Raw genomic sequence first — 21,455 nt, forward strand, 5'->3', positions numbered from 1 at the left:
GCGGGGCTCGCTGCGACGCAGAATCCGGATTGCAAATATTCGAGGTGCCCCATGTTTCGCAAATATATCGCCATGCTGATGCTGATTTCCATCGTCGCGGTGGTGTCATCGGGTCTGATGACGCTGATCGTCGAACGGCCATCCTTCACGATGCAGATGCACCCGGTGCACAAGCTGTTCGGCATTTTGCTGTCGATCACCTCGGTTCTGCATATCTATCTGAACCGCCGGCCGCTTTGGGCACATCTCAAGACCAGGCGGGTGACGATCGGCGCGTCGGTGATGACCGTGGTCCTGATCGGGCTGTACGGCGTGGCCTTCATGAACCCGGTGGATGCCGAACTTGCCAAACGCATGGATGACGCCGCCGCCGAGGCAGAAGCACGCTAACCTTTCCGGTCGCGCGCCAGGCGGCGACGGTGGGATCGGCCATGGCACACGCCAGCCCCGCGGCGCGCGCTTCGCGCCCGGATACAACGCGGTAAAGCATTTGCCACCGCATCACCCGCCGGAAACGTCCCGGCACATCTAAACAGAATTGTTTTATTTGGCTTGTGCCAGAATTCTCCGGCCCATATAGATTCAAAGAAGTTACCCAATGGGTCAGGCCGGCCGCGGATGCTTTTCAGGCCCCCACAGAATTCAGGAGACGGAACATGGCGCTAGTCCGGGCAGCGTTTTTTGCAAAGCTCATCCTCCCCCTGTCATTGGTCGGCGGCTTCGCCGGTCAGGCCGTGGCGCAGGAGGCCCCGCCGGCAATCCCCGTGACTGTCGTCACGCTCAAATCCCAGGATGCCACCCTTACCGCGACCCTGCCGGGACGCGTTGTCGCCTCTGGCGTGGCCGAAGTGCGGCCCCAGGTCGCCGGCATCATCACCGAACGGCTGTTCGAAGAGGGCAGCGACGTGACGGTGGGCGATGCGCTTTACCGGGTCGACTCGGCCACCTACGAGGCACAGGTCGCCGCGGCGCGGGCCGCCGTGGCCCAGGCGCAGGCCACCATCAGCGCCACCGAAAAAGAGGCCGACCGGGTCGAGGCCCTGTTGGGCCGCAACGTGGCCAGCCAGCAGAATGTCGATGACGCGATTGCCGCCCGCGATGCCGCCGCCGCCGCCCTTCAGGTCGCGGAAGCCCAGCTTCAATCCGCAGAGATCGACCTGGACCGCACGACGATCCGCGCCCAGCTTTCGGGCAGCATCGGCCGGTCGCTGACGACCCAGGGCGCGCTGGTCACCGCCGGGCAGGCCGAACCGCTGGCCGTGATCCGCGAACTGGATCCGGTGCTGGTGGACGTCACCCAATCGGCCGCCGAACTGATCCGCTGGCGGCGCGGCCATACCGACGAACAACTTGGCGATGCCGACCGCACCGTGGTTCTGACCCTGGCCGACGGCAACCCCTATGAGCATACCGGCGAACTGACCGCCGCCGAATCCCATGTGAACGAACTGACCGGCGTCGTGGTGCTGCGGATGGAGTTTCCCAATCCCGACCGGCTGCTTCTGCCGGGCATGTATGTGCAGGTCGAGATGCCCCAGGGCGTCATCAAGGATACCATCCTTGCGCCGCAGGAAGGCGTGACCCGGGACCGGCGCGGCAATCCCATTGCCATGGTGGTGAACGCGGATAACGTCGTCGAACAGCGCATGCTGACCGTCGTACGGGACCGCGGCCCCTATTGGATCGTCAGCGAGGGGCTGGAGGATGGCGACCGGATCATCGTGGAAGGGTTGCAGAAAATACGCCCCGACGCTGTGGTCGCGCCGCAGGAACGCCAGGCGGCCGCCGCGCCGCAAGACTGAACCTAATCAGCGGGAGAGCCACGGATGGCACGCTACTTCATCGACCGGCCTGTCTTTGCTTGGGTTGTTTCAATCATCATCATGGGGATCGGCCTTTTGTCGATCCTGACGTTGCCGATTGCGCAATACCCACAGATTGCGCCGCCTTCGGTCGCGATCCGGGCCAACTATCCCGGCGCCTCGGCCGATACGGTGGCCAATACGGTCACCCAGGTGATCGAGCAGCAGATGACCGGCCTGGACGGGCTGCGCTATCTCAGCTCCAGCTCGACCTCGGCGGGCAGTTCTTCGATCACGCTGACCTTCGAGACCGGCACCGATCCCGACATCGCCCAGGTTCAGGTCCAGAACAAACTGGCCCAGGCCACGGCGCTGCTGCCTGAAACCGTGCAGCGCCTTGGCGTGACGGTGCAGAAATCCTCGGCCAGCTTCCTGATGGTGATCGCGCTGATCTCTGACGATGGTACGCTGGAGCAGGTCGACCTGGCCGACTACATGAACTCGAACCTGGTAGAGGAATTCAGCCGGATCGAAGGCGTGGGCGAGGTGCAGATCTTCGGCGCCAAATATGCCATGCGGATCTGGCTCGATCCAGCCAAGCTGGCAGCGTATGAGATGACGCCCACCGATGTGGTCAACTCTGTCTCGCAGCAGAACGCGCAGGTCTCGGCCGGGGCGTTCGGCGACCGCCCCGCGGTCGAGGGCCAGCAGTTGAATGCGACGATCACCGCCCAGTCGCTGCTGAGCACGCCGGAGGATTTCGAACAGATCGTGCTGCGCGCCGAAACCGATGGCGGGCTTGTGCTGCTGAAAGACGTCGCCCGGGTCGAGATCGGGGCCGAGAACTACAGCACCCTCGCGCGCTATGGCGGCAAGCCCTCGGCCGGGATGGCGATCCGCCTTGCCTCGGGCGCCAACGCGCTGGACACCGCCGAGCTGGTCAAGGAACGGATCGAGGAATTCTCGCATTTCTTCCCGGAAAATGTCAGCTACGTCATCCCCTATGACACCACGCCCTTCGTCGAGATTTCGATCCACGAGGTGGTGAAAACCCTGTTCGAGGCGATCGTTCTGGTGTTCCTGGTGATGCTTCTGTTCCTTCAGAACGTCCGGGCGACGCTGATCCCCACCCTGGCGGTTCCCGTCGTGCTGTTGGGCACGTTCGGCATTCTGGGGCTGGCCGGATTCAGCATCAACACGCTGACCATGCTGGCCATGGTTCTGGCCATCGGCCTGCTGGTGGATGACGCCATCGTGGTGGTGGAAAACGTCGAACGGATCATGGAGGAGGAAGGGTTGAGCCCGAAAGAGGCCACCCGCAAATCCATGGACCAGATCACCGGTGCCCTGATCGGCATCGCCCTGGTTCTGTCGGCGGTGTTCGTGCCGATGGCGTTCTTCGGCGGCTCGACCGGGGTGATCTATCAGCAATTCGCCATCACCATCATTTCGGCGATGGGGCTGTCGGTGCTGGTGGCGATGACGCTGACCCCCGCCCTGTGTGCGACATTGCTGCGCAACAAGGATGCCCATCACGCCGCGCGCGGCCCCTTTGGCTGGTTCAACAAGGGCTTCGACAAGGTGCTGGGCGGCTATGCCGGATCGGTGGGCTGGATCATCCGCCGCCCGTTCCGGGTGTTGCTGGTCTATGTCGCAATCGTCGTCGCCATGGGCTGGATGTTCGTGAAAACGCCCACCGGCTTTCTGCCCGACGAGGATCAGGGCATCCTGCTGACGCTGATCCAGGCCCCTTCCGGCGCCACCACCGAACGGACGCAGAAAGTGGTCGAAACGGTCGAGAACCATTTCCTTGTCACCGAGGCAGAGAATGTGGAATCCGTTTTCGGCGTGGTCGGCTTCAGCTTTGCCGGTCAGGGGCAGAACATGGGCCTTGCCTTCGTCAGGATGAAGGACTGGGCGGAGCGCCCCGACCCCTCGCAAAGCGTTCAGGCCGTGGCCGGACGGGCGTATGGCGCGTTCAGCCAGGTGCAGGATGCGCTGGTATTCCCGATCGTGCCGCCCGCGGTGATCGAACTTGGCAACGTCAGTGGCTTCGATTTCTACCTTCAGGCCCGCAACGGACAGACGCACGACCAACTGCTGGAAGCGCGCAACATGCTGCTGGGCATGGCGGCGCAAAGCCCGCTGATCGCCTCGGCCCGCCCCAATGGGCTGGAGGATGCGTCGCAGTTCAACCTCGATATCGACTGGCGCGCCGCCGGGGCTGTCGGGGTGTCGGCCTCGGATGTCGGCGATCTGTTGTCGATCGCCTGGGCCGGTCGCTATGTGAACGACTTTCTGGATCGCGGCCGGATCAAGCGCGTCTATGTTCAGGGCGAAGCGTTCGCCCGCTCGGCCCCGTCCGACGTCGAACGCTGGCGGGTGCGCAATGCCAGCGGCGGGCTGGTGCCGTTCTCCAACTTCGCCGCCGGCAACTGGCAATACGGGCCGCAGGGCCTGACCCGCTATAACAGTGTGCCCGCGATGCAGATTCAGGGCAGCCCCGCCACCGGCGTGTCCACCGGCGAAGCCATGGCCGAGATGGAACGCCTGGCCGGACAACTGCCGCCCGGCTTCGCCATCGCCTGGACCGGCCTGTCGCTGGAAGAGCGCGATTCGGGCGATCAGGCGCCCATGCTCTATGCGCTGTCGCTGGCGGCGGTGTTCCTGTGCCTGGCCGCGCTGTACGAAAGCTGGGCAATTCCGTTCGCGGTGATGTTCGTCATGCCGGTGGGTGTGATCGGCGCGCTTGCCGGGGCCTGGCTGGGCGGCTTCGACAACGGCGTGTTCTTTCAGGTCGGCCTGCTGACCGTGGTCGGCCTGACCGGCAAGAACGCCATTCTGATCGTCGAATTCGCGCGCGAAAGATATGAGGACGGCGAGCCACTGTTCGACGCGGTGAAAGAGGCCGCGCGGCAGCGGTTCCGGCCGATCATCATGACCTCGATGGCATTCTCGCTGGGCGTTCTGCCGCTGGTACTGAGCACCGGCGCCGGGTCCGGCGGGCGTAACGCGATCGGCTCGGGCGTATTCGCGGGCACGATTTCGGGCACCGTACTGGGCGTGATCTTCGTGCCGCTGTTCTATGTCATCGTGACGCGGCTGTTCCGCAAATCCGACCAGCCGCTGGAAAGATAGGTGCCAGTGGCCCCTCCCCCTTGCCAATCGGGGCGGGAGGGGCTTCAAATCCCGCCAATAGGCATATCAAAAGGGGGAACCGGCAGATGACTGGCACGGTATTGATCACGGGCGCGACCGCAGGCTTTGGCGCGGCCACCGCGCGGCGCTTTGTTCAGGGCGGCTGGAAGGTCGTGGGAACCGGCCGGCGCGCCGAACGCCTGAGCGCGCTGCAAGACGAGTTGGGCGATGCCTTCTGCCCCGCCGCCTTCGACATCATGGACGAGGCCGCCACCCGCGCCGCGCTTGACGCGCTGCCCCAGGGGTTCCGCGACATCGACGTATTGGTAAACAATGCCGGCCTGGCCCTGGGCACGGCCCCCGCGCCGAAGACCGATCTGGCCGACTGGAAACAGATGATCGACACCAACATCACCGGGCTGGTCACGATCACCGATCTGATGCTGCCCGGCCTGGTCGCGCGCAAGGGAATGATCGTCAACCTGTCTTCGGTCGCGGCGCATTACCCCTATCCGGGCGGCAATGTCTATGGCGGCACCAAGGCATTCGTGCGCCAGTTCTCGCTTGGGCTGCGGTCCGATCTGCACGGCACCGGGGTGCGCGTCACCTCGATCGAGCCGGGCCTGTGCGAAAGCGAATTCACCATGGTGCGGACCAAGGGCAGCCAGGACGCCTATGACGCGCTTTATGGCGGCGCCGATCCGATTCAACCCGATGATATTGCCGGAACGATCTTTTGGGTCGCCACCCAACCGCCGCATATCAATATCAACAGCCTAGAGGTAATGCCGGTCAGCCAATCCTGGGCGCCGTTCCAGATTCATCGCAAGGGCTGATGGCAACGGGGGGCGCTTGCCAGCCGCTCCCTGACCTGAAACCCAAAGCTTGCCAGCGCGGATCTGATCACCCCGGCCTGACCGGGGTCACTTCTTCTATTCCTTCAAGTTCAGCCACGCCCCCACGCGCGGGACCGCCGGGCATGGCGCCTGCAAAACTGTCGACGTTTCAGAACTATACTTGGGAAAGTGGTGCCGCTGAAGGGACTCGAACCCCCGACCCCATCATTACGAATGACGTGCTCTACCATCTGAGCTACAGCGGCTTGGTGGCGCGGTCCTTAGCACCCTCTGCCCAAAGTGTGTAGCCCTAATTTGCGGCTTTCACCTCTTCGGCGTCTTCTACTGGCGCGTCCTGTGTCACCGGGGTTTCCCCGGGGGCCCCGGTGATATCCACGACCTCGGCTTCGGCCGGAGGTTCGGGGGCTGGTTCCTCCGCCTTGGCGGCTTGATCGGCGATGGCGCCCACGATCAGCGGCAGCATTTCCGTTGAATGCGGCATCGTCAGCGCGCCCGCCGGGGCGGTCTTCCACGACAGGGTATCGAAGCTGCCGCACTGGGCGCAGACCGGCCCCCAGGCGCCGTGCGCGGTGCCGCAATTGTCGCAGATCCACTGCGGCCCGCGCGAAGCGGTCAGCGCGCGGGTCAGCCAGCCACGCACCACGCTGTCATCCGCACCCTGGCCCCGCTCGACCGCCGCCATCAGGGTCAGGGAGCGCGCGGTCGGGTCAACCTCGGCCAGATCGCCCAGCACGGTGCGGGCGGCCGGGAAATCCTCGGCCGCGATGTTCAGCTCGGCCAGCAGCATCCGGGTTTCGGGATGATCGGGGGCCAGCGCGGTCAGGGTGCGAAAACGTTTCAAACGCTCGGCCGGGGTTTCATCCGGCTTGATCTCGGCAAAGGCGGTGGCAAGATCGGGGTGCGGCTGCACCTCCCACGCTTTTTTCAGCACGCGGGTGGCAAAGCGGGGCTTGTCCTGCTCGATATAGCTGCGCGCCGCCATCACCGCCGCCGGGATCAGATCGGGCGACAGGCGGTTGGCCTCGACCGCGGCTTCGCGCGCCTCGATCGATTTGCCCTCGTCCAGCACGTCGCGCGCTTCGGACAGGGCCAGAACCGCATCGCGGCGCTTGTGCACATCGCGCGGCAGGGCGCCGTGTTTCAGCTTGGCGTTCAGCGTCTTGCGCGCGCCCACCCAATCGGCCTGCTCGGCCTGAAGCTTCAGCAGAATGTCCTGAACTTCCTCATGGCCCGGTTTCAACGCGAACGCCTTTTCGGCCAGCTTCAGCGCGGTGCCGGTGTCGCCCGCGGCCAGCTTTTGCTTCATCAGGCCGCGAACCCCGACGAACCGCGTACGCTCGTCCTGTAGCAGCAGCTTGTAGGTCTCTTCCGCCTTCTTGCGGTCGCCGGCCAGTTCGGCCGCCTGCGCGGTCAACAGGTTGGTCAGTTCGGGCCGGTGCAGCAGCCGCTCGGCCTTTGCGGCCCTGGTGATCGCCTCGCGCCCATCGCCCGAAGCCAGCGCCATCATCCCGTCGGCCAGCGCCTTGAAGCCGCGCCGTTCGCGGTTGCGGCTGAAATAGCGCGAGATCGCGGTTTCATCGCCCAGCACGAATTTGATCACCGCCACCAGAAACCCGGCCAGCAGCAGCAGCAGCCAGACCAGCACCAGCAACAACAGCGCCACGATGATCGCCTGAAGCGGGCCGAGGGTGAATTCCCACCCGGCAAAGGCCACGCGCAAGCCGGCCTCGCTTTCCATCAGCAGCCCCGCCCCGATGGTCAGGGCGGCAACTATCACCACGAAAAGCAGGATCTTCAGCAGGGACCAGAGCATCACGCTCTCCTCAGTTCAGGGTCAGGCTTGCGGCAAGCGTATCGGCGGCGGCCAGGGCATCAAGACGGGTCCGGGCCTGCGCGACCCAATCCGCCATTTCCGCCTGCCCCGCATCGGGAAGCGCGGCAATCTCGGTCAGCGCGGCATCCAGATCGCCCGCCTGCACCGCCGCTTCGGCACGCGACAGGATGGCGTCGGGATCGTCGCCTTCGCGCGGGGTCAGCGAACGTGCGCCGATCTGCGTGCGCAGGAACGCGCTCATCCGGTCGCCCGCGTTATCGCCTGCCCTGGCCCGCAGCGATGCGGCCAGCGCGGCGCGGGCGGGGTCGGTGAATGCGGCCTGCAACATGGTCAGGGTCGGCACGCCGGTTTGCGCGTTCTCGACCAGCGCGGCGGGAACCTCGGCATCGCCAAGACTGTCGAGGGCCGAGGCAAACCCGCCTCCGGCCTCCAGCGCGGCCATGATGCGCATCATCGCGGCGCGGGCCTCCAGCTGTTTGGCGTGGGTGGCGGCGGCGGCGATCTCGGCCGTGGCGGCATCGGCGGCGGCGGCCACCTTTGCCCCAAGCTCGTCGTTATGCGCGCGTTGGGCGGCCAGTTCGTTGCGCATCGCGTCCAGCTCTTTTTCATAGGCGGCGACAGCGCCGGAAATATCGGCGCCCGCCGCGATCGGGCGCTTTTCGATCTCGGTCAGACGGGTATCCACCGCCTGCAAATCCGCAGCGACACTGTCGATTTGCCCCGACACAGCGCCGATTTCGGCGGTGACGCTGTCTTGCAGCGCGTTCAGCTGCGGGGTCACGTCAACCTCGGCCCGAGCCGCGACAATGCCCTTCAGTTCGGTCAGTTGCATGGTCAGCGTGTCGATCTGCTGATTTTGGGCCGCAATCAGCGCGGCGGTCTCTTCGCCCTTCGATTTGCCGAATGGCCAGGCATCGGGGCCCAGATACTGCGCCGCCGCGAAACCAAGGACCGCCGCAAGGATACCGCCGGTCAAGGTGCCCGCGAACATGCCCAGAAAGCCGCCGCGCCGTTTTGGCGCTGACGCGGGGATCGGTTCGGGTTCGGGGATTTCCTCGAAACTCGGCTCCGCGACCTGTGGCTCCTCCTCGGGCAGGTCTGCCGCGTCTTCGGCTTCGGATGTCTCGTCCGGGATTTCCGCGCCGAGCACCGCTTCGGGGGTCTGATCTTCCGCCTCCGGTGCTGTATCGCTTGTTTCGGTCTCGGTCGTTTTGCTGGAATTCGTCACGAAGCTCCACCCTGCTTTAATGCCAAAACAAACCGCAGCGCCCGGCCGCGTCGTGGGCAGCTTAGCTTGGCCGCCGCCCACCCTCAAGGCGCAGGACTGCGTCAATAAGACGGGACAGCGCATCCAGCATCGCGGGGGTATCGGGACGGGCGGCCAGCGCGTCGGCAATCGGGGTCGGGCCGGTCCAGGCCTCGCGCACCGCCGGGCTGAGGGCGGCAAGGGCCAGTGGCGCGGGGGCCCCCTGCGCCGCCTGGGCCATCAGCGTGGCACTTCGAGGCGAAAACAGCGGCAGCAGAACCGGCGCCGTTCCGGCCAGCGCCTGTCGCGCGGGCAGGCTCAATTTCTGCGAAATCTGGTCGTAAACCACCAGATCGTCGCACGGCTGGCCCGCTTTGGTCAGGGTTTCGGCCACCGCACCGCGCGCGTGGGCACCGCGCAGATGCAGCAACCGCCCGCCGGGATTTTGCGCGCTGAGGCTGACCACCAGTCCGGCCGCATCCGGCCCGCATTCGACCGCATCCAGCCCGATCTGCCGCGCCGCCTGCGCGGTACGCGCGCCGACACAATAGGCGGGGAATCGCCGGTCTGCGCAAAGATCGGCAAAACATGTCACCGCATTGGCCGAGGTGAAGATCAACCCGGTCACGCCCGCCAGATCCGGCACCACCGCACGGGGCGCGATCCGCTGAAGGGGCGACAGGATCACCCGGATGCCGCCGCCGAATCGCGCCGCGAAATCCCGCGCAAAGCGTTCGCCCTGGGCACCGGGCCGGGTCAGCAAAAGAGTCATCTGGTCCGTGCGCACGAAAACCTGCCGGGATTGTCTGGAACCTTCCCCGGTGTTACCTGCCCATGGAACCCCGCGCAACGACAGAGCCATGGCCGACACATTGATCATCCTTGGGCTGGAAAGCAGCTGCGACGACACCGCCGCCGCGGTGCTGCGTCACACGCCCGGCCAGGCGCCCGAAATTCTGGCCTCGGTCGTGGCCGGGCAGACCGCGCTGCATGCCGATTACGGCGGGGTCGTGCCGGAAATCGCCGCCCGCGCCCATACCGAAAAACTGGATATCTGCGTCGAGCAGGCGCTGGAGCAGGCCGGCATCGCGCTGTCGCAGCTCGACGCCGTGGCCGTGACCGCCGGGCCGGGGCTGATCGGCGGTGTTCTGTCGGGGGTGATGTGCGCCAAGGGGATCGCGGCGGGCGCCGGCCTGCCCCTGATCGGGGTGAACCATCTGGCCGGTCACGCGCTGACCCCGCGCCTGACCGATGAGCTGTCCTTTCCCTATCTGATGTTGCTGGTCTCGGGCGGGCATTGCCAGTTCCTGCAGGTCGCGGGCGCCGAGGATTTCACCCGCCTGGGTGGCACGATCGACGACGCCCCGGGCGAGGCATTCGACAAGACCGCGCGCCTGCTGGGCCTGGCGCAGCCCGGCGGCCCGTCGGTCGAGGTGGCGGCGAAACAGGGGGATGAAAGACGCTTTCGCTTTCCACGCCCGCTGTTGAACCGGCCCGGCTGTGACATGTCCTTTTCCGGCCTGAAGACCGCGCTTTTGCGGGCCCGCGATGCGCTGGTGGCGGAAAAAGGCGGGATCACGGTGCAGGACCGCGCCGATCTGTGCGCCGGGTTTCAGGCCGCCGTGCGCGATGTTCTGGCCGAAAAATCCCGCCGCGCGCTGGCGCTGTATCTGGAAAGCGGCCCGGCCTCGCCTGCCTTTGCCGTGGCGGGCGGGGTGGCGGCCAATCAGACGATTCGTAGTGGGTTAGAGACTGTGGCGGCGGAATTCGGCGCGCGGTTCGTCGCCCCGCCGCTGAAGCTGTGCACCGACAACGCGGCCATGATCGCCTGGGCGGGGGCCGAGCTGTACCGCGACGGGCGGCGCGACGGGATGGATCTGGCGGCCCGCCCGCGCTGGCCGCTGGACCGGATCAGTCCCGCGCTGCTGGGATCGGGCAAGAAAGGGGCCAAGGCATGAGCAAACTGGGCATCGCGGGCGCGGGGGCGTTCGGAACCGCGCTGGCCATCGCATTGGCACGCGCCGGCAATGACGTGACGCTTTGGGCGCGCGATCCGGCGCAGGCGGATGCGATGCAGGCCAGCCGCGAAAATCCGCACCGCCTGCCCGGTGTCACGCTGCCCCAAAACGTCACTGTTACCGCGGAAATCACAGATTTGACCGATTGCGCGGCGGTGCTGCTGTCGGTGCCGATGCAGGCACTGGCAGGCTTTCTGGCCGACAGCCATGACGCGCTGAACGGGGTGCCGCTGGTGGCCTGTTGCAAAGGCGTGTCGCTGGAAACCGGCACCGGACCGACCGCGATCATCGCCGGGGCCTGCCCCGCCTCAAGCGCCGCGATCCTGACCGGGCCCAGCTTTGCCGCCGATATCGCGCGCGGGTTGCCCACCGCGCTGACACTGGCCTGCCGCAATGCGCAGGTCGGGGCCGCGTTGCAACATATGCTGTCCACCCCGGTTCTGCGGCTTTATCGCAGCGGCGATACCACCGGCGCGGAACTGGGCGGCGCGCTGAAAAACGTCATCGCCATTGCCAGCGGCATCGTGATCGGCGCGGGCCTGGGCGACAGCGCGCGTGCCGCGCTGATGACCCGTGGCTTTGCCGAAATGCAGCGCTTGGCGCGGGCATTCGGGGCCGAGCCGGAAACCCTGTCGGGCCTGTCGGGCCTGGGCGATCTGGTGCTGACCTGCACCTCGGCCCAATCGCGAAACTTTCGCTTTGGCCGGGCGTTGGGGCAAGACGCGGAATTCGACCCGTCGATCACCGTCGAGGGCGCCGCCACCGCGCGCGCCGTGGCAAAACTGGCCCGTGCACAGGGTCTGGACATGCCGATCACCACAATGGTTGCCGCGGTGCTGGATGGCAAATACGATATACGCGACGCTTCTGACGCCCTGCTGACCCGCCCCCTGAAGGAGGAATGAATGCCCCTATTCGCCGTGATCTGCCGCGACAAGCCCGCGCATCTGGAAACCCGCAAAGCCACACGCGACGCGCATCTGGCCTATCTAAAGGACACCGGCGTGGTGCAACAGGCGGGCCCGTTTGTGGATGATGGCGGACAGATGTGCGGCTCTTTGCTGATTCTGGAGGTGGACACCATCGCCGCGGCAAAAGCCTGGGCCGCAAACGACCCCTATGCCGCTGCCGGCTTGTTCGAGGATGTCACCGTTCAGCACTGGAACCGGGTGATCGGCTGATGCGCTATTGGCTGTTCAAATCCGAACCCAACACCTGGAGCTGGGCGCAGCAGATGGCCAAAGGCGCCGAGGGCGAAGAATGGGACGGTGTGCGCAACTATCAGGCCCGTAACAACATGCGCGCGATGGAACTGGGCGACCGGGGCTTCTTTTACCACTCGCTCAAGGAAAAGGCGATCGTCGGCATTGTCGAGGTAATCGCCAAAGCCCATCCCGACAGCAAGGCCGACGATCCGCGCTGGGAATGCGTGGACATCAAGGCGGTGCAACCCCTGCCCCGGCCCGTAACGCTGGAGATGTGCAAGGCCGACGAACGGCTGAAGGATATGGTGCTGGTCAACAACTCGCGCCTGTCGGTTCAGCCGGTCACCGAACGCGAATGGACGCTCATCTGCGACCTGGGCGGGCTAAATTCCTAGCCCAAAACAGGCGATTCCGGCATAATCCATCTGGGGGCTCACGCGAAGGGGAGGTTGCATGGAGTATCTTTCAGTCATCGCGGCGGCGGCCGCGTCGTATTTCTTCGGCGCCGTCTGGTACATGGTTCTGGCCCGCCCCTGGATGGCGGCCGCCGGGATCGAAACCGACGAACGTGGGCGGCCAAAGGAACGGACCGGGGCCATGCCCTATGTCATCGCGGTTGTCGGTACGCTTTTTGTTGCCGGCATGATGCGGCACGTATTCGCACTGTCCGGGATCGACGCGCCCATGAACGGGGTGGTATCCGGTATGGGCCTGGGCCTTTTCATCGCAACCCCGTGGCTTGCAAGCAATGACGCCTTTGTCGGCCGGCCGTTTCGGCTGACCCTGATCGATGGCGGCTATACAACGATCGGCTGCGCGATCATCGGGCTGGTTCTGACGCTGTTTTGAAAAATGGGGGGTCCCGGTCAATCGGAACCCCCCATCCACCCCGCGTGCTCCCAATCGCACCACACGCGTCTTATGAGGGTCCGACCATCCTGGCCCGACACGATCAAAGCTATCCTGTTCGGCCCGCCCCGGCAAACAGGATATCCTAGCAAAACTCTTTAAATTCAGTTGGATATGTTAAGTTGCGGCTAACCAATGCAAAACGCCCGCCTGGGATCGACGGGCGTTGGAAAACCGGCTTGGCAGGCGATCAGCCGTAGATCGACTCTTTGCCGAAATGCTTGGTCAGCATGTAATAGAACACCGCGCGGTACTTGTTGCGCTCGGAACGGCCATAGGTTTCGATCACCGAGTTGATCGCCTCCATCAGTTCCGGCCCGTCGGACAGGCCCAACTTCTTGATCAGAAAGTTGTTCTTGACCGTTTCCAGTTCGCTTTCCTGAGACCCCGCAACGGTCGAGGCATCGGCGTTGTAGATCGCCGGGCCGCAGCCGATCGTCACCTTGGTCAGAAGGGCCATGTCAGGCTCCATCCCGCATTTGTTGCGCAGATCATCGGCATATTGTGCGATCAGCTCGTCTCTCTTACCCATTTTCTTTCCTCTCCCACCGTTTTCGGTTGGTTGCTGTTTTGGTGCCCGCCCCGTCGAAATCGGGCATGTGGCGGCTAGGGTACTGACGATTTGGGCGCAGACAAAGGGATTTTTCAGCGCGCTTTTCCCCGCAAGGGGACGGGGCAGCAAAACACCGCCGCAAACCCTGCGGCGGTGTTGCGGCGGGATCTATTCGTTTCAGTAGCGGTAATGCTCGGGCTTGAACGGGCCTTCGGGGGTCACGCCGATATAATCGGCCTGCTCGGGGCTGAGTTCGGTCAGCTTGACGCCGATCTTTTTCAGATGCAGCCGCGCGACCTTTTCATCCAGATGCTTGGGCAGGATATAGACCTGATTTTCATAGGCATCGCCGCGCGTCCACAGCTCGATCTGGGCCAGAACCTGATTGGTGAAGCTGGCCGACATCACGAAAGACGGATGGCCGGTGGCATTGCCAAGGTTCAGCAGTCGGCCTTCGGACAGCAGAATGATGCGCGCCCCCGAGGGCATCTCGATCATATCCACCTGATCCTTGATGTTGGTCCATTTGTGGTTCTTCAGCGCGGCGACCTGAATTTCATTGTCGAAATGGCCGATATTGCCAACGATCGCCATATCCTTCATCGCGCGCATATGCTCGATGCGGATCACGTCCTTGTTGCCGGTGGTGGTGACGAAGATGTCGGCGTCCGACACCACATCTTCCAGCACGACCACCTCGAACCCGTCCATAGCGGCCTGCAGAGCGCAGATCGGGTCGATCTCGGTCACTTTCACACGGGCACCGGCACCGCGCAGCGACGCGGCCGAGCCTTTGCCGACATCGCCATAGCCGCAGACCACGGCGACCTTGCCGGCCATCATCGTGTCGGTGGCGCGGCGAATGCCGTCCACCAGCGATTCCCTGCAGCCATATTTATTGTCGAATTTCGACTTGGTGACGCTGTCGTTCACATTGATCGCGGGAAACGGCAGGTGGCCCTTTTCCATCATCTTGTACAGGCGATGCACGCCGGTGGTGGTTTCCTCGGACACGCCCTGAATCATGTGGCGCTGTTTCACGAACCAGCCGGGGGTTTCCTTCATCCGTTTGCGGATCTGGGCAAAAAGCGCCTCTTCCTCTTCGCTGGTGGGCACGGCGATCAGGTCTTCCTCGCCCTCCTCGACCCGCGCGCCCATCAGGATATAGAGCGTGGCATCGCCGCCATCGTCCAGGATCATGTTGCAGCCGCCTTCGGTAAACTGGAAGATGCGGTCGGCATAGTCCCAGTATTCCGGCAGCGTTTCGCCCTTGATCGCGAAAACCGGGGTGCCCGTGGCGGCAATCGCGGCGGCGGCGTGATCCTGGGTCGAAAAGATATTGCACGACGCCCAGCGCACCTCGGCCCCCAGCGCGGTCAGCGTTTCGATCAGAACGGCGGTCTGGACCGTCATATGCAGGCTGCCGGCGATCCGGGCGCCCTTCAGCGGTTGCGCTGCGCCGTATTCCTCGCGCAGGGCCATCAGGCCGGGCATTTCGGTTTCGGCGATATCCAGTTCCTTGCGGCCGAATGCGGCCAGGGCGATGTCCTTGACGATATAATCCTGCGCCATGGCGCCATGCTCCTTCGGTAACCCTGAGTTGGGGCACGACATAGCACTGCGCGCATGGGTCGACAATGTGCCCGGCCCGTGGCACTTCAACCGGATCAAGACACGAGGCCCCGATGAAACAACCCCGCGCCTGGCAACGCATGCTTTCGGGCCGCAGACTGGACCTGCTGGACCCGACCCCGGTGGATATCGAGATCGAGGATATCGCCCACGGGCTGGCCTTTGTCGCCCGCTGGAACGGGCAGACGGCGGGCGATTATCCCTATTCGGTGGCCGAGCATTCGCTGCTGGTGGAACAGATTTTCGGCCGGATCGTGCCGGATGCGCCGGTGAAATGGCATCTGGCGACCCTGCTGCATGACGCGCCGGAATATGTGATCGGCGACATGATCTCGCCGGTGAAGGCGGCGGTGGGCCCGGAATACGGCAAGCTGGACGATCGGCTGGCGGCGGCGATCCATATCCGGTTCGGTCTGCCCGCGCAGGTGCCGGTAGCGGTGAAGAAGCAGATCAAGAAGGCCGACAAGGTGTCCGCCTGGCTGGAGGCAACCCAGATCGCCGGGTTCACGCGGGCCGAGGCCGACAGGTTCTTCGGCAAACAAAATCCCGACCTGATGGCCGGGCTCGATATTCAGCTGCGCCCCCCGGTTGCGGTGCGCGCGGATTTCACCGCGCGTCACCTGCATTTGATGGGGCTGATGTAGGGCATCGGCGATCTACCAGCGCCCACCCCGCTGATAGAACAGGTTGTTCATCAACTCCTTGTCGCGCTTCTGATTTTCCCAGTATTCGCGGTTGCGCGGCATGTCCTTGGGCGGTTCGGTAAAGGTGGCCCGGCGAAAGACGTCTGCAAATATTCCTAACATTTTGCTTCTCCTGTTTTGTCGTGATGAACCCAGATTACTCTTGTTGACGGGTTGCACCTACTTCCGATAATTTTCGGATTGTTAGCAAAACTTACAGGTCATCTGCCCATGGACTGGCGCGCCATTCCCTCTCTCTCTGCATTGCGGGCGTTCGAGGCCACGGCCCGGACCCGCAGCTTTTCCGCCGCCGCGCGCGAACTGAACGTGACCCACGCCGCCGTGGCACAGCATGTCCGCGCGCTGGAGGGCGACCTGGGCGTGACGCTGGTGTTCCGCGAGGGGCGCGGGCTGGCCCTGACCCCCGAAGGTGCGGTGCTGGCGCTGGGGCTGAATGACGGGTTCACCACGATTCAGGCCGCCGTCCGCGATGTGGCGGCGGCGCGCGCGTCAGAGCCGCTGAAGATCACGCTTACCGCCTCTTTCGCCACCTATTGGCTGACGCCGCGCATCGGCAGCTTTTGGCGCGAGCACCCGGATGTGGCGCTGTCGCTGCATCCCGATGACCGCGTGGTGGACATGCGGCGCGACGGGTTCGATCTGGCGATCCGCCACGGTAACGGAAACTGGCCGGGCCACGAGGTCGAATACCTGATCGGCGCGCAGCTCGTGGTCGTCGGCAGCCCCGCCCTGCTGAAGGGGCACAAGCACGAAACGCTGGCCGATCTGGCGAAACTGCCCTGGGTGATGGAGGCGGAATGGCGCGAACATTGGGGCTGGCTGCGCCGGATCGGGCTTAATCCCGAGGCGATGCAGGTTCACAAAATGCCGACGATGGAAATGGCATCCGGGGCCGCAGAAGAGGGGCATGGCCTGCATGTGCGCACATTGGCCACGGCAGAGCGTGCTATTCGCGACGGGCGGCTGCGCGTGGTCTATTCCCAGCCGGAGGAGGATATGGCCTATTACCTCGTCACCCGGCCCGGCCCGCAAAAACCCGCCTTGCGCACCTTCGTGCGCTGGCTTCGGTCCAGTATCTGATCAGCGCGGGCTGCGCTTGGCCAGGATGCGCTGCAGGGTGCGGCGGTGCATGTTCAGGCGGCGCGCGGTTTCGGAAACATTGCGGTCGCACATCTCATAGACGCGCTGGATATGCTCCCACCGGACGCGGTCGGCCGACATCGGGTTTTCGGGCGGCGGCGGCAGGGCGTCGCCCGTGGCCAGCAGCGCGGCGGTGATGTCATGCGCATCGGCGGGTTTCGACAGGTAATCGGTGGCCCCGATCTTCACGGCCGCCACGGCGGTGGCAATCGCGCCATAGCCGGTCAGCACCACGATCTTGGCGTCGGGCCGCTTTTCGCGCAGGGCCTCGACCACGTCCAGGCCATTGCCATCCTCAAGCCGCAGGTCGATCACCGCATAGGCCGGCGGGCGCGCCGTCACGATCGCCTTGCCGGCGGCGACGGATTCGGCCATTTCGGGCTCGAATCCGCGCTTTTCCATCGCGCGTGCCAGCCGGCGCAGAAACGGCTCGTCATCATCGACGAGAAGAAGCGATTTGTCCTCTCCGATGTCCTGCAACTCGCGCTCGGCCATTTCGCCTCCTTCGGCACACCCGTTGTTCATTAGAAATGTTCTAGGGGGTTCCGAAGATCGGGTCAAACAGCACGGGATTTATCAGTTTGCGGCATCGACGAAACAGGCCACCGCATCGGCCATGTCGTCGGGCGTCATATCGCGGCGAAAAAACTCTACGAAACCATGTTCGGGGAAGACCAGATAGGTGAAGGTGGAGTGATCGACCAGATAGTAATCCGGGTCGTCCGAGTCCTGCTTTTTGAAATAGGTCCGATAGGCGGTCGAGGCGGCCTTGACCTGTTCCGGCGTCCCGGTCAGGCCCAGCATCCTGGGGTGCATGTAATCGGTGAACTCCTTCATCAGCTCGGGCGTATCGCGTTCCGGGTCGATCGAGATGAACACCGGCTTCACGTCATAGCCGCGCGCGTCCAGCAGGTCGATCGCCTCGGCGTTGCGGGCATTGTCCAGCGGGCAGACATCGGGACAGAACGTATAGCCGAAATACAAAAGCGTCGGTCCGGTGATGACATCCGCATCGGTGACGGTATTGCCATCCTCGTCGATCAGCGTGAACGGCCCGCCGATCGACTGCGCCCCGCCGGCCACCTTGGCGGCGCGACATTCGGCGAACTGATCGTCCGTGCCAGACCGAAAGGCGAAATAACCGCCGACGCCCAGCAGGACCAAAACCGCGACGGCGGCTGCGATGGCATAAATGCGTGTCATCGTCTTTCTCTCCTCATCCTCGAAGTCGGGCGCATTGATCCACCGCTTTTGCAGGATATACAAGGGAACGTCTTGCCACAGGGAAATCAACGCATATGGCAGATCCAAACATGATCGGCATGGTCGGCACGCATCAGCGCAGCCAGTGGGTCCGGCTGCGCACGCTGATCTGGCTGCGCTGGGTCGCCATTGCCGGGCAGATCGTGGCGATCACCGTCGCGCAGATGTGGTTCGGGCTGCAAATGCCCCTGGGGCTTTGCTTTGTGGCGGTGGGTACGGCGATCATCGCCAACCTGATGGCGATCTTCATCTTCCCCGAAAACAAGCGCCTGTCAGAGGCCGAAGCGATGATGATGCTTCTGTTCGATCTGGTGCAGCTTGCATTTTTGCTGTTTCTGACCGGCGGGCTGAACAACCCGTTCGCGCTGCTGATACTGACCCCGGTCACGATCTCGGCCACCGCGCTGCGGCTTCGCTCGACCCTGGTTCTGGGGATCACGGCGCTGGGGCTGGCGACATTCCTGGCCTTTCTGTTCGTGCCGCTGCGCGATATGGCTGGCGGGGTTCTGCGCCTGCCTGACATCTTTTTGTTCGGCTTTTGGGTGGCGATCGTCATCGGCGTGGCCTTTCTGTCGGTCTATGCCGGGCGCGTGATGTCCGAGATCAACACCATGTCCGACGCGCTGCTGGCGACGCAGATGGCCCTGGCGCGCGAGCAGAAGCTGACCGATCTGGGCGGCGTGGTGGCCGCCGCCGCGCATGAGCTGGGCACACCGCTGGCGACGATCAAACTGGTCAGTTCCGAGCTGATGGAAGATCTGGAAGATCGCCCCGAACAGCAGGAGGACGCCGCGTTGATCCGGGCGCAGGCCGTTCGGTGCAGTGAAATTCTGCGCTCGATGGGGCGGGCGGGCAAGGACGACCTTCAGATGCGCGTGGCACCCCTGGCCACTGTCGTCAGCGAAGCGGCCGAGCCGCATCAGGACCGTGGCAAGACCCTGCATTTCGCGCTTTGCCCCGCCGAAGGCAGCGATCCGCGTGAACCCAGCATCCGGCGGCGCCCCGAAATCATTCACGGGCTGCGCAACCTGGTTCAGAACGCGGTGGATTTTGCCAAGGCGAACGTCTGGGTCGAAATACAGTGGTCCGACAGCCAGATCGCGGTGCGGATCATGGATGACGGCGAGGGGTTTCCGCCACAGATGCTGGGCCGGATCGGTGATCCGTTCGTGCGCCACCGCCGCAGCGACGCGGAACATATCGCGCGTCCCGGCTATGAAGGCATGGGCCTGGGCCTGTTCATCGCCAAGACGCTGCTGGAACGCTCGGGCGCCGAGCTGAGCTTTGCCAACGGGCGCGACCCGTTTCAGGCTGGCCGCACGCGGCCCGAACGCTGCGGCGCGGTGATCGAAGTGGTCTGGCCCCGCGATGCGATCACCGCCGATGTCAGCGGCGAAAGCGGCGCGCTGGGCGAAAACCAACGCTTCGAAGGCTGACCGCCCGCAGGCGCGGGCAAATACGGGCGAATAGGGGTCGGCCGGTTAACCACTGCTTAACCATTCTCACCAAAGACTTATCCACAGGGATAGGGACAATGATGGATTTCGGAATGGGCTTTGAGTGGAGCTTCGCGCTCGTCCTTGTGGCGACCTCGCTTCTGACGGCGCTGGCCGCGCTGCTGATTACCTCTTTCCTGCCGGTGTGGCCGCGCGGCCGGCAGACGGGCCGCCCCGGCCTTCAAGGCGAAGAAACCGTCTTTCTGTTCGACGACGAATATCTGGTCGATGCCACGCCCAAGGCGCGCAGGTTCCTGTCGCGGGGGCCGGACAATCTGAGCGACTGGAACCGGCTGACCGCCCTGCTGACGCCACGCTTTCCCGATTTCACCGCGGAAATGTCACGTCTGGCCGAAACCGGAATGACCGTGCTGGAAGAGACCGCCGGCACCGCCCTGATCCGCGCCCGCTGGGCCGGCGGGATCGCGCGCATCACCCTGCACGACCCCGAAACCGGGCCCGAGGATGCACCGATCGACCAGCAAAGCCTGGCCGCGCTGAATTCCGAACTGGAAATCCTGCGCCGGGTTGTCGCGCATATCCCGACCCTGACCTGGCAGCAGGACAGCACCGGAGAGGTGATCTGGGCCAACCGCGCCTATCTGAAACTGGTGGAAGAAACCCTTGATGACGGGGATGAACTGATCTGGCCCCTGCCCCGCCTGTTTACCGGCGTCCAGACCGGCGACGACCTGTCGCCGCGCCGCCTGTCCATCATTCTGCCGGGGGGCGATGTGCAATGGTTCGACTGCTCGGCCTTTGCGTATGGCGACACCCCGATGTATTTCGCCCTGCCCGCCGATGCGACGGTACATGCCGAGGCCTCGTTGCGAAATTTCGTGCAGACATTGACCAAAACCTTCGCCGGGCTGCCGATCGGGCTGGCGATCTTCAACCGGGCGCGCCAGCTGGTGATGTTCAACCCCGCGCTGGTCGATCTGTGTATGCTGGAGCCGCAATTCCTGGCTGCGCGCCCTTCGTTATTCGCGTTTCTGGATCAGTTGCGCGACAAGCACATGATCCCCGAACCGAAGGACTATAAATCCTGGCGCCAGAACATGACCGCGCTGGAGCAGGACGCCGCGAACGGAGTCTACGAAAAAACCTGGTCGCTGCCGTCGGGGCTGACCTATCGGGTATCCGGCCGGCCGCACCCCGACGGCGCCGTGGCCTTTTTGTTCGAAGATATCAGCGCCGAAGTCTCGCTGACCCGCCGTTTCCGCGCCGAGCTGGAGATGGGCCAGGCGGTGATCGACAGCCTGGACGAGGCGATCGCCATCTTCTCGCCCGCGGGCGTTCTGACCCTGTCGAATATCGCCTATGCCCGGCTCTGGGACAGCGACCCCGCCATGACGCTCAGCGAAATCGGCATCCATGACGCAACCCGGCACTGGCGCGAAAAATGCGGCGACGCGCCGCTGTGGGACGAAGCGCGCAAGTTCACCGCCCGGATCGGCCCGCGCGAAGAGCTGACCGAACAGGTGGCCCTGGCCGATGGCAGCCCGCTGATTTGCCGCCTGAAATCCATCGCGGGCGGCGCGACGCTGGTCGGGTTTTCCGTACCTTCGGACGTGCGGACACAGGCCAGATCGGCGGAACCGGCGGTTTCCGGCGCGGCGGTCTGATCTGCTCTTGCGGGCGGCCGGGGGCGCGCTAAA

21 protein-coding genes and 1 tRNA gene are annotated in these 21,455 nt (G+C 64.4%); 13 read left to right on the top strand and 9 right to left on the bottom strand.

What is annotated here, in order from left to right; all coding sequences use genetic code 11:
* Positions 1-51 precede the first annotated feature (51 nt).
* The 4 genes from ACSR1C_RS00710 (at position 52) to ACSR1C_RS00725 (ending at position 5,776) form a co-directional block, all read left to right on the top strand.
* On the top strand, positions 52-390 hold the full coding sequence (locus ACSR1C_RS00710; RefSeq protein WP_460257405.1) for a hypothetical protein: 339 nt from the start codon (positions 52-54) through the stop codon (positions 388-390).
* Positions 391-656: 266 nt separating this feature from the next.
* On the top strand, positions 657-1,802 hold the full coding sequence (locus ACSR1C_RS00715; protein WP_460257406.1) for an efflux RND transporter periplasmic adaptor subunit: 1,146 nt from the start codon (positions 657-659) through the stop codon (positions 1,800-1,802).
* 24 nt (positions 1,803-1,826) lie between these two features.
* The gene (locus ACSR1C_RS00720) at positions 1,827-4,940 is read left to right on the top strand and encodes an efflux RND transporter permease subunit (protein ID WP_460257407.1); all 3,114 of its coding nucleotides are present in this window, start codon (positions 1,827-1,829) and stop codon (positions 4,938-4,940) included.
* A gap of 86 nt (positions 4,941-5,026) precedes the next feature.
* Complete coding sequence (locus ACSR1C_RS00725) at positions 5,027-5,776, top strand: SDR family NAD(P)-dependent oxidoreductase (protein ID WP_460257408.1); 750 nt, start codon at positions 5,027-5,029, stop codon at positions 5,774-5,776.
* A 190-nt stretch (positions 5,777-5,966) separates the two neighbouring features.
* Here the strand turns inward: ACSR1C_RS00725 and ACSR1C_RS00730 are convergent.
* The 4 genes from ACSR1C_RS00730 to ACSR1C_RS00745 all read right to left on the bottom strand — a co-directional run bounded on the left by ACSR1C_RS00730 (position 5,967) and on the right by ACSR1C_RS00745 (position 9,664).
* A tRNA-Thr gene (locus tag ACSR1C_RS00730) sits at positions 5,967-6,042 on the bottom strand.
* 44 nt (positions 6,043-6,086) lie between these two features.
* A complete protein-coding gene (locus ACSR1C_RS00735; protein ID WP_460257409.1) occupies positions 6,087-7,610 on the bottom strand; it encodes a heme biosynthesis HemY N-terminal domain-containing protein in 1,524 nt (507 codons plus the stop codon).
* A gap of 10 nt (positions 7,611-7,620) precedes the next feature.
* Positions 7,621-8,859 (bottom strand): COG4223 family protein, encoded by a 1,239-nt coding sequence (locus ACSR1C_RS00740; protein WP_460257410.1) that lies wholly within the window; start codon positions 8,857-8,859, stop codon positions 7,621-7,623.
* Positions 8,860-8,920: 61 nt separating this feature from the next.
* Positions 8,921-9,664: a uroporphyrinogen-III synthase gene (locus tag ACSR1C_RS00745; protein WP_462596915.1), complete on the bottom strand. Its 744-nt coding sequence runs from the start codon at positions 9,662-9,664 to the stop codon at positions 8,921-8,923.
* 73 nt (positions 9,665-9,737) lie between these two features.
* On the opposite strand from ACSR1C_RS00745, the gene tsaD reads away from it, so the two are divergent.
* Genes tsaD through ACSR1C_RS00770 form a run of 5 tightly spaced genes read left to right on the top strand, consistent with a single transcriptional unit; the run spans position 9,738 to position 12,949 of the window.
* The gene (gene tsaD, locus ACSR1C_RS00750) at positions 9,738-10,835 is read left to right on the top strand and encodes a tRNA (adenosine(37)-N6)-threonylcarbamoyltransferase complex transferase subunit TsaD (RefSeq protein WP_460257412.1); all 1,098 of its coding nucleotides are present in this window, start codon (positions 9,738-9,740) and stop codon (positions 10,833-10,835) included.
* Complete coding sequence (locus tag ACSR1C_RS00755) at positions 10,832-11,800, top strand: NAD(P)H-dependent glycerol-3-phosphate dehydrogenase (RefSeq protein WP_460257413.1); 969 nt, start codon at positions 10,832-10,834, stop codon at positions 11,798-11,800. Before tsaD ends, ACSR1C_RS00755 begins: the two co-directional genes overlap by 4 nt.
* The gene (locus ACSR1C_RS00760) at positions 11,801-12,076 is read left to right on the top strand and encodes a YciI family protein (RefSeq protein WP_460257414.1); all 276 of its coding nucleotides are present in this window, start codon (positions 11,801-11,803) and stop codon (positions 12,074-12,076) included. It begins immediately after the preceding gene.
* Positions 12,076-12,495, top strand: a complete 420-nt coding sequence (locus tag ACSR1C_RS00765; RefSeq protein ID WP_460257415.1) for an EVE domain-containing protein — start codon at positions 12,076-12,078, stop codon at positions 12,493-12,495. The genes ACSR1C_RS00760 and ACSR1C_RS00765 overlap by 1 nt, the downstream gene beginning before the upstream one ends.
* 58 nt (positions 12,496-12,553) lie before the next feature.
* Complete coding sequence (locus ACSR1C_RS00770) at positions 12,554-12,949, top strand: DUF1761 domain-containing protein (RefSeq protein WP_460257416.1); 396 nt, start codon at positions 12,554-12,556, stop codon at positions 12,947-12,949.
* Positions 12,950-13,199: 250 nt separating this feature from the next.
* Here ACSR1C_RS00770 and ACSR1C_RS00775 read toward each other — a convergent pair whose 3' ends face one another.
* Entirely contained in the window at positions 13,200-13,541 is a 342-nt protein-coding gene (locus tag ACSR1C_RS00775; protein WP_460257417.1) for a DUF2853 family protein, read from the bottom strand.
* A gap of 198 nt (positions 13,542-13,739) precedes the next feature.
* Positions 13,740-15,134 carry an adenosylhomocysteinase gene (gene ahcY, locus ACSR1C_RS00780; protein ID WP_460257418.1) on the bottom strand — a complete coding sequence of 465 codons (1,395 nt, stop codon included), beginning with the start codon at positions 15,132-15,134 and terminating at the stop codon, positions 13,740-13,742.
* A gap of 113 nt (positions 15,135-15,247) precedes the next feature.
* On the opposite strand from ahcY, the gene ACSR1C_RS00785 reads away from it, so the two are divergent.
* Positions 15,248-15,838 (top strand): HD domain-containing protein, encoded by a 591-nt coding sequence (locus ACSR1C_RS00785; protein WP_460257419.1) that lies wholly within the window; start codon positions 15,248-15,250, stop codon positions 15,836-15,838.
* A 12-nt stretch (positions 15,839-15,850) separates the two neighbouring features.
* Here ACSR1C_RS00785 and ACSR1C_RS00790 read toward each other — a convergent pair whose 3' ends face one another.
* The gene (locus tag ACSR1C_RS00790; protein ID WP_460257420.1) at positions 15,851-16,000 is read right to left on the bottom strand and encodes a hypothetical protein; all 150 of its coding nucleotides are present in this window, start codon (positions 15,998-16,000) and stop codon (positions 15,851-15,853) included.
* A gap of 108 nt (positions 16,001-16,108) precedes the next feature.
* On the opposite strand from ACSR1C_RS00790, the gene ACSR1C_RS00795 reads away from it, so the two are divergent.
* Complete coding sequence (locus tag ACSR1C_RS00795) at positions 16,109-16,978, top strand: LysR family transcriptional regulator (protein WP_460257421.1); 870 nt, start codon at positions 16,109-16,111, stop codon at positions 16,976-16,978.
* Here ACSR1C_RS00795 and ACSR1C_RS00800 read toward each other — a convergent pair whose 3' ends face one another.
* Both ACSR1C_RS00800 and ACSR1C_RS00805 read right to left on the bottom strand, forming a co-directional pair.
* Positions 16,979-17,533 (bottom strand): ActR/PrrA/RegA family redox response regulator transcription factor, encoded by a 555-nt coding sequence (locus ACSR1C_RS00800; RefSeq protein ID WP_460257422.1) that lies wholly within the window; start codon positions 17,531-17,533, stop codon positions 16,979-16,981.
* 81 nt (positions 17,534-17,614) lie between these two features.
* The gene (locus tag ACSR1C_RS00805) at positions 17,615-18,241 is read right to left on the bottom strand and encodes an SCO family protein (RefSeq protein ID WP_460257423.1); all 627 of its coding nucleotides are present in this window, start codon (positions 18,239-18,241) and stop codon (positions 17,615-17,617) included.
* Positions 18,242-18,336: 95 nt separating this feature from the next.
* Here ACSR1C_RS00805 and regB point away from each other — a divergent pair, with 95 nt between their 5' ends.
* Positions 18,337-19,737, top strand: coding sequence for a sensor histidine kinase RegB (regB, locus tag ACSR1C_RS00810; protein WP_460257424.1), 1,401 nt, complete (start codon positions 18,337-18,339; stop codon positions 19,735-19,737).
* A 98-nt stretch (positions 19,738-19,835) separates the two neighbouring features.
* The gene (locus tag ACSR1C_RS00815; protein ID WP_460257425.1) at positions 19,836-21,422 is read left to right on the top strand and encodes a PAS-domain containing protein; all 1,587 of its coding nucleotides are present in this window, start codon (positions 19,836-19,838) and stop codon (positions 21,420-21,422) included.
* Positions 21,423-21,455: the final 33 nt, after the last annotated feature.

This window comes from Actibacterium sp. D185-2, assembly GCF_054954595.1.

Excerpts from the sequence above, each read along its gene's own strand:
- ACSR1C_RS00710 (WP_460257405.1), top strand. The coding sequence starts at position 52 with ATGTTTCGCAAATATATCGCCATGCTGATGCTGATTTCCATCGTCGCG.
- ACSR1C_RS00715 (WP_460257406.1), top strand. The coding sequence starts at position 657 with ATGGCGCTAGTCCGGGCAGCGTTTTTTGCAAAGCTCATCCTCCCCCTG.
- ACSR1C_RS00720 (WP_460257407.1), top strand. The coding sequence starts at position 1,827 with ATGGCACGCTACTTCATCGACCGGCCTGTCTTTGCTTGGGTTGTTTCA.
- ACSR1C_RS00725 (WP_460257408.1), top strand. The coding sequence starts at position 5,027 with ATGACTGGCACGGTATTGATCACGGGCGCGACCGCAGGCTTTGGCGCG.
- ACSR1C_RS00735 (WP_460257409.1), bottom strand. The coding sequence starts at position 7,610 with ATGCTCTGGTCCCTGCTGAAGATCCTGCTTTTCGTGGTGATAGTTGCC.
- tsaD (WP_460257412.1), top strand. The coding sequence starts at position 9,738 with ATGGCCGACACATTGATCATCCTTGGGCTGGAAAGCAGCTGCGACGAC.
- ACSR1C_RS00755 (WP_460257413.1), top strand. The coding sequence starts at position 10,832 with ATGAGCAAACTGGGCATCGCGGGCGCGGGGGCGTTCGGAACCGCGCTG.
- ACSR1C_RS00760 (WP_460257414.1), top strand. The coding sequence starts at position 11,801 with ATGCCCCTATTCGCCGTGATCTGCCGCGACAAGCCCGCGCATCTGGAA.
- ACSR1C_RS00765 (WP_460257415.1), top strand. The coding sequence starts at position 12,076 with ATGCGCTATTGGCTGTTCAAATCCGAACCCAACACCTGGAGCTGGGCG.
- ACSR1C_RS00770 (WP_460257416.1), top strand. The coding sequence starts at position 12,554 with ATGGAGTATCTTTCAGTCATCGCGGCGGCGGCCGCGTCGTATTTCTTC.
- ACSR1C_RS00775 (WP_460257417.1), bottom strand. The coding sequence starts at position 13,541 with ATGGGTAAGAGAGACGAGCTGATCGCACAATATGCCGATGATCTGCGC.
- ahcY (WP_460257418.1), bottom strand. The coding sequence starts at position 15,134 with ATGGCGCAGGATTATATCGTCAAGGACATCGCCCTGGCCGCATTCGGC.
- ACSR1C_RS00785 (WP_460257419.1), top strand. The coding sequence starts at position 15,248 with ATGAAACAACCCCGCGCCTGGCAACGCATGCTTTCGGGCCGCAGACTG.
- ACSR1C_RS00790 (WP_460257420.1), bottom strand. The coding sequence starts at position 16,000 with ATGTTAGGAATATTTGCAGACGTCTTTCGCCGGGCCACCTTTACCGAA.
- ACSR1C_RS00795 (WP_460257421.1), top strand. The coding sequence starts at position 16,109 with ATGGACTGGCGCGCCATTCCCTCTCTCTCTGCATTGCGGGCGTTCGAG.
- ACSR1C_RS00800 (WP_460257422.1), bottom strand. The coding sequence starts at position 17,533 with ATGGCCGAGCGCGAGTTGCAGGACATCGGAGAGGACAAATCGCTTCTT.
- ACSR1C_RS00805 (WP_460257423.1), bottom strand. The coding sequence starts at position 18,241 with ATGACACGCATTTATGCCATCGCAGCCGCCGTCGCGGTTTTGGTCCTG.
- regB (WP_460257424.1), top strand. The coding sequence starts at position 18,337 with ATGGCAGATCCAAACATGATCGGCATGGTCGGCACGCATCAGCGCAGC.
- ACSR1C_RS00815 (WP_460257425.1), top strand. The coding sequence starts at position 19,836 with ATGATGGATTTCGGAATGGGCTTTGAGTGGAGCTTCGCGCTCGTCCTT.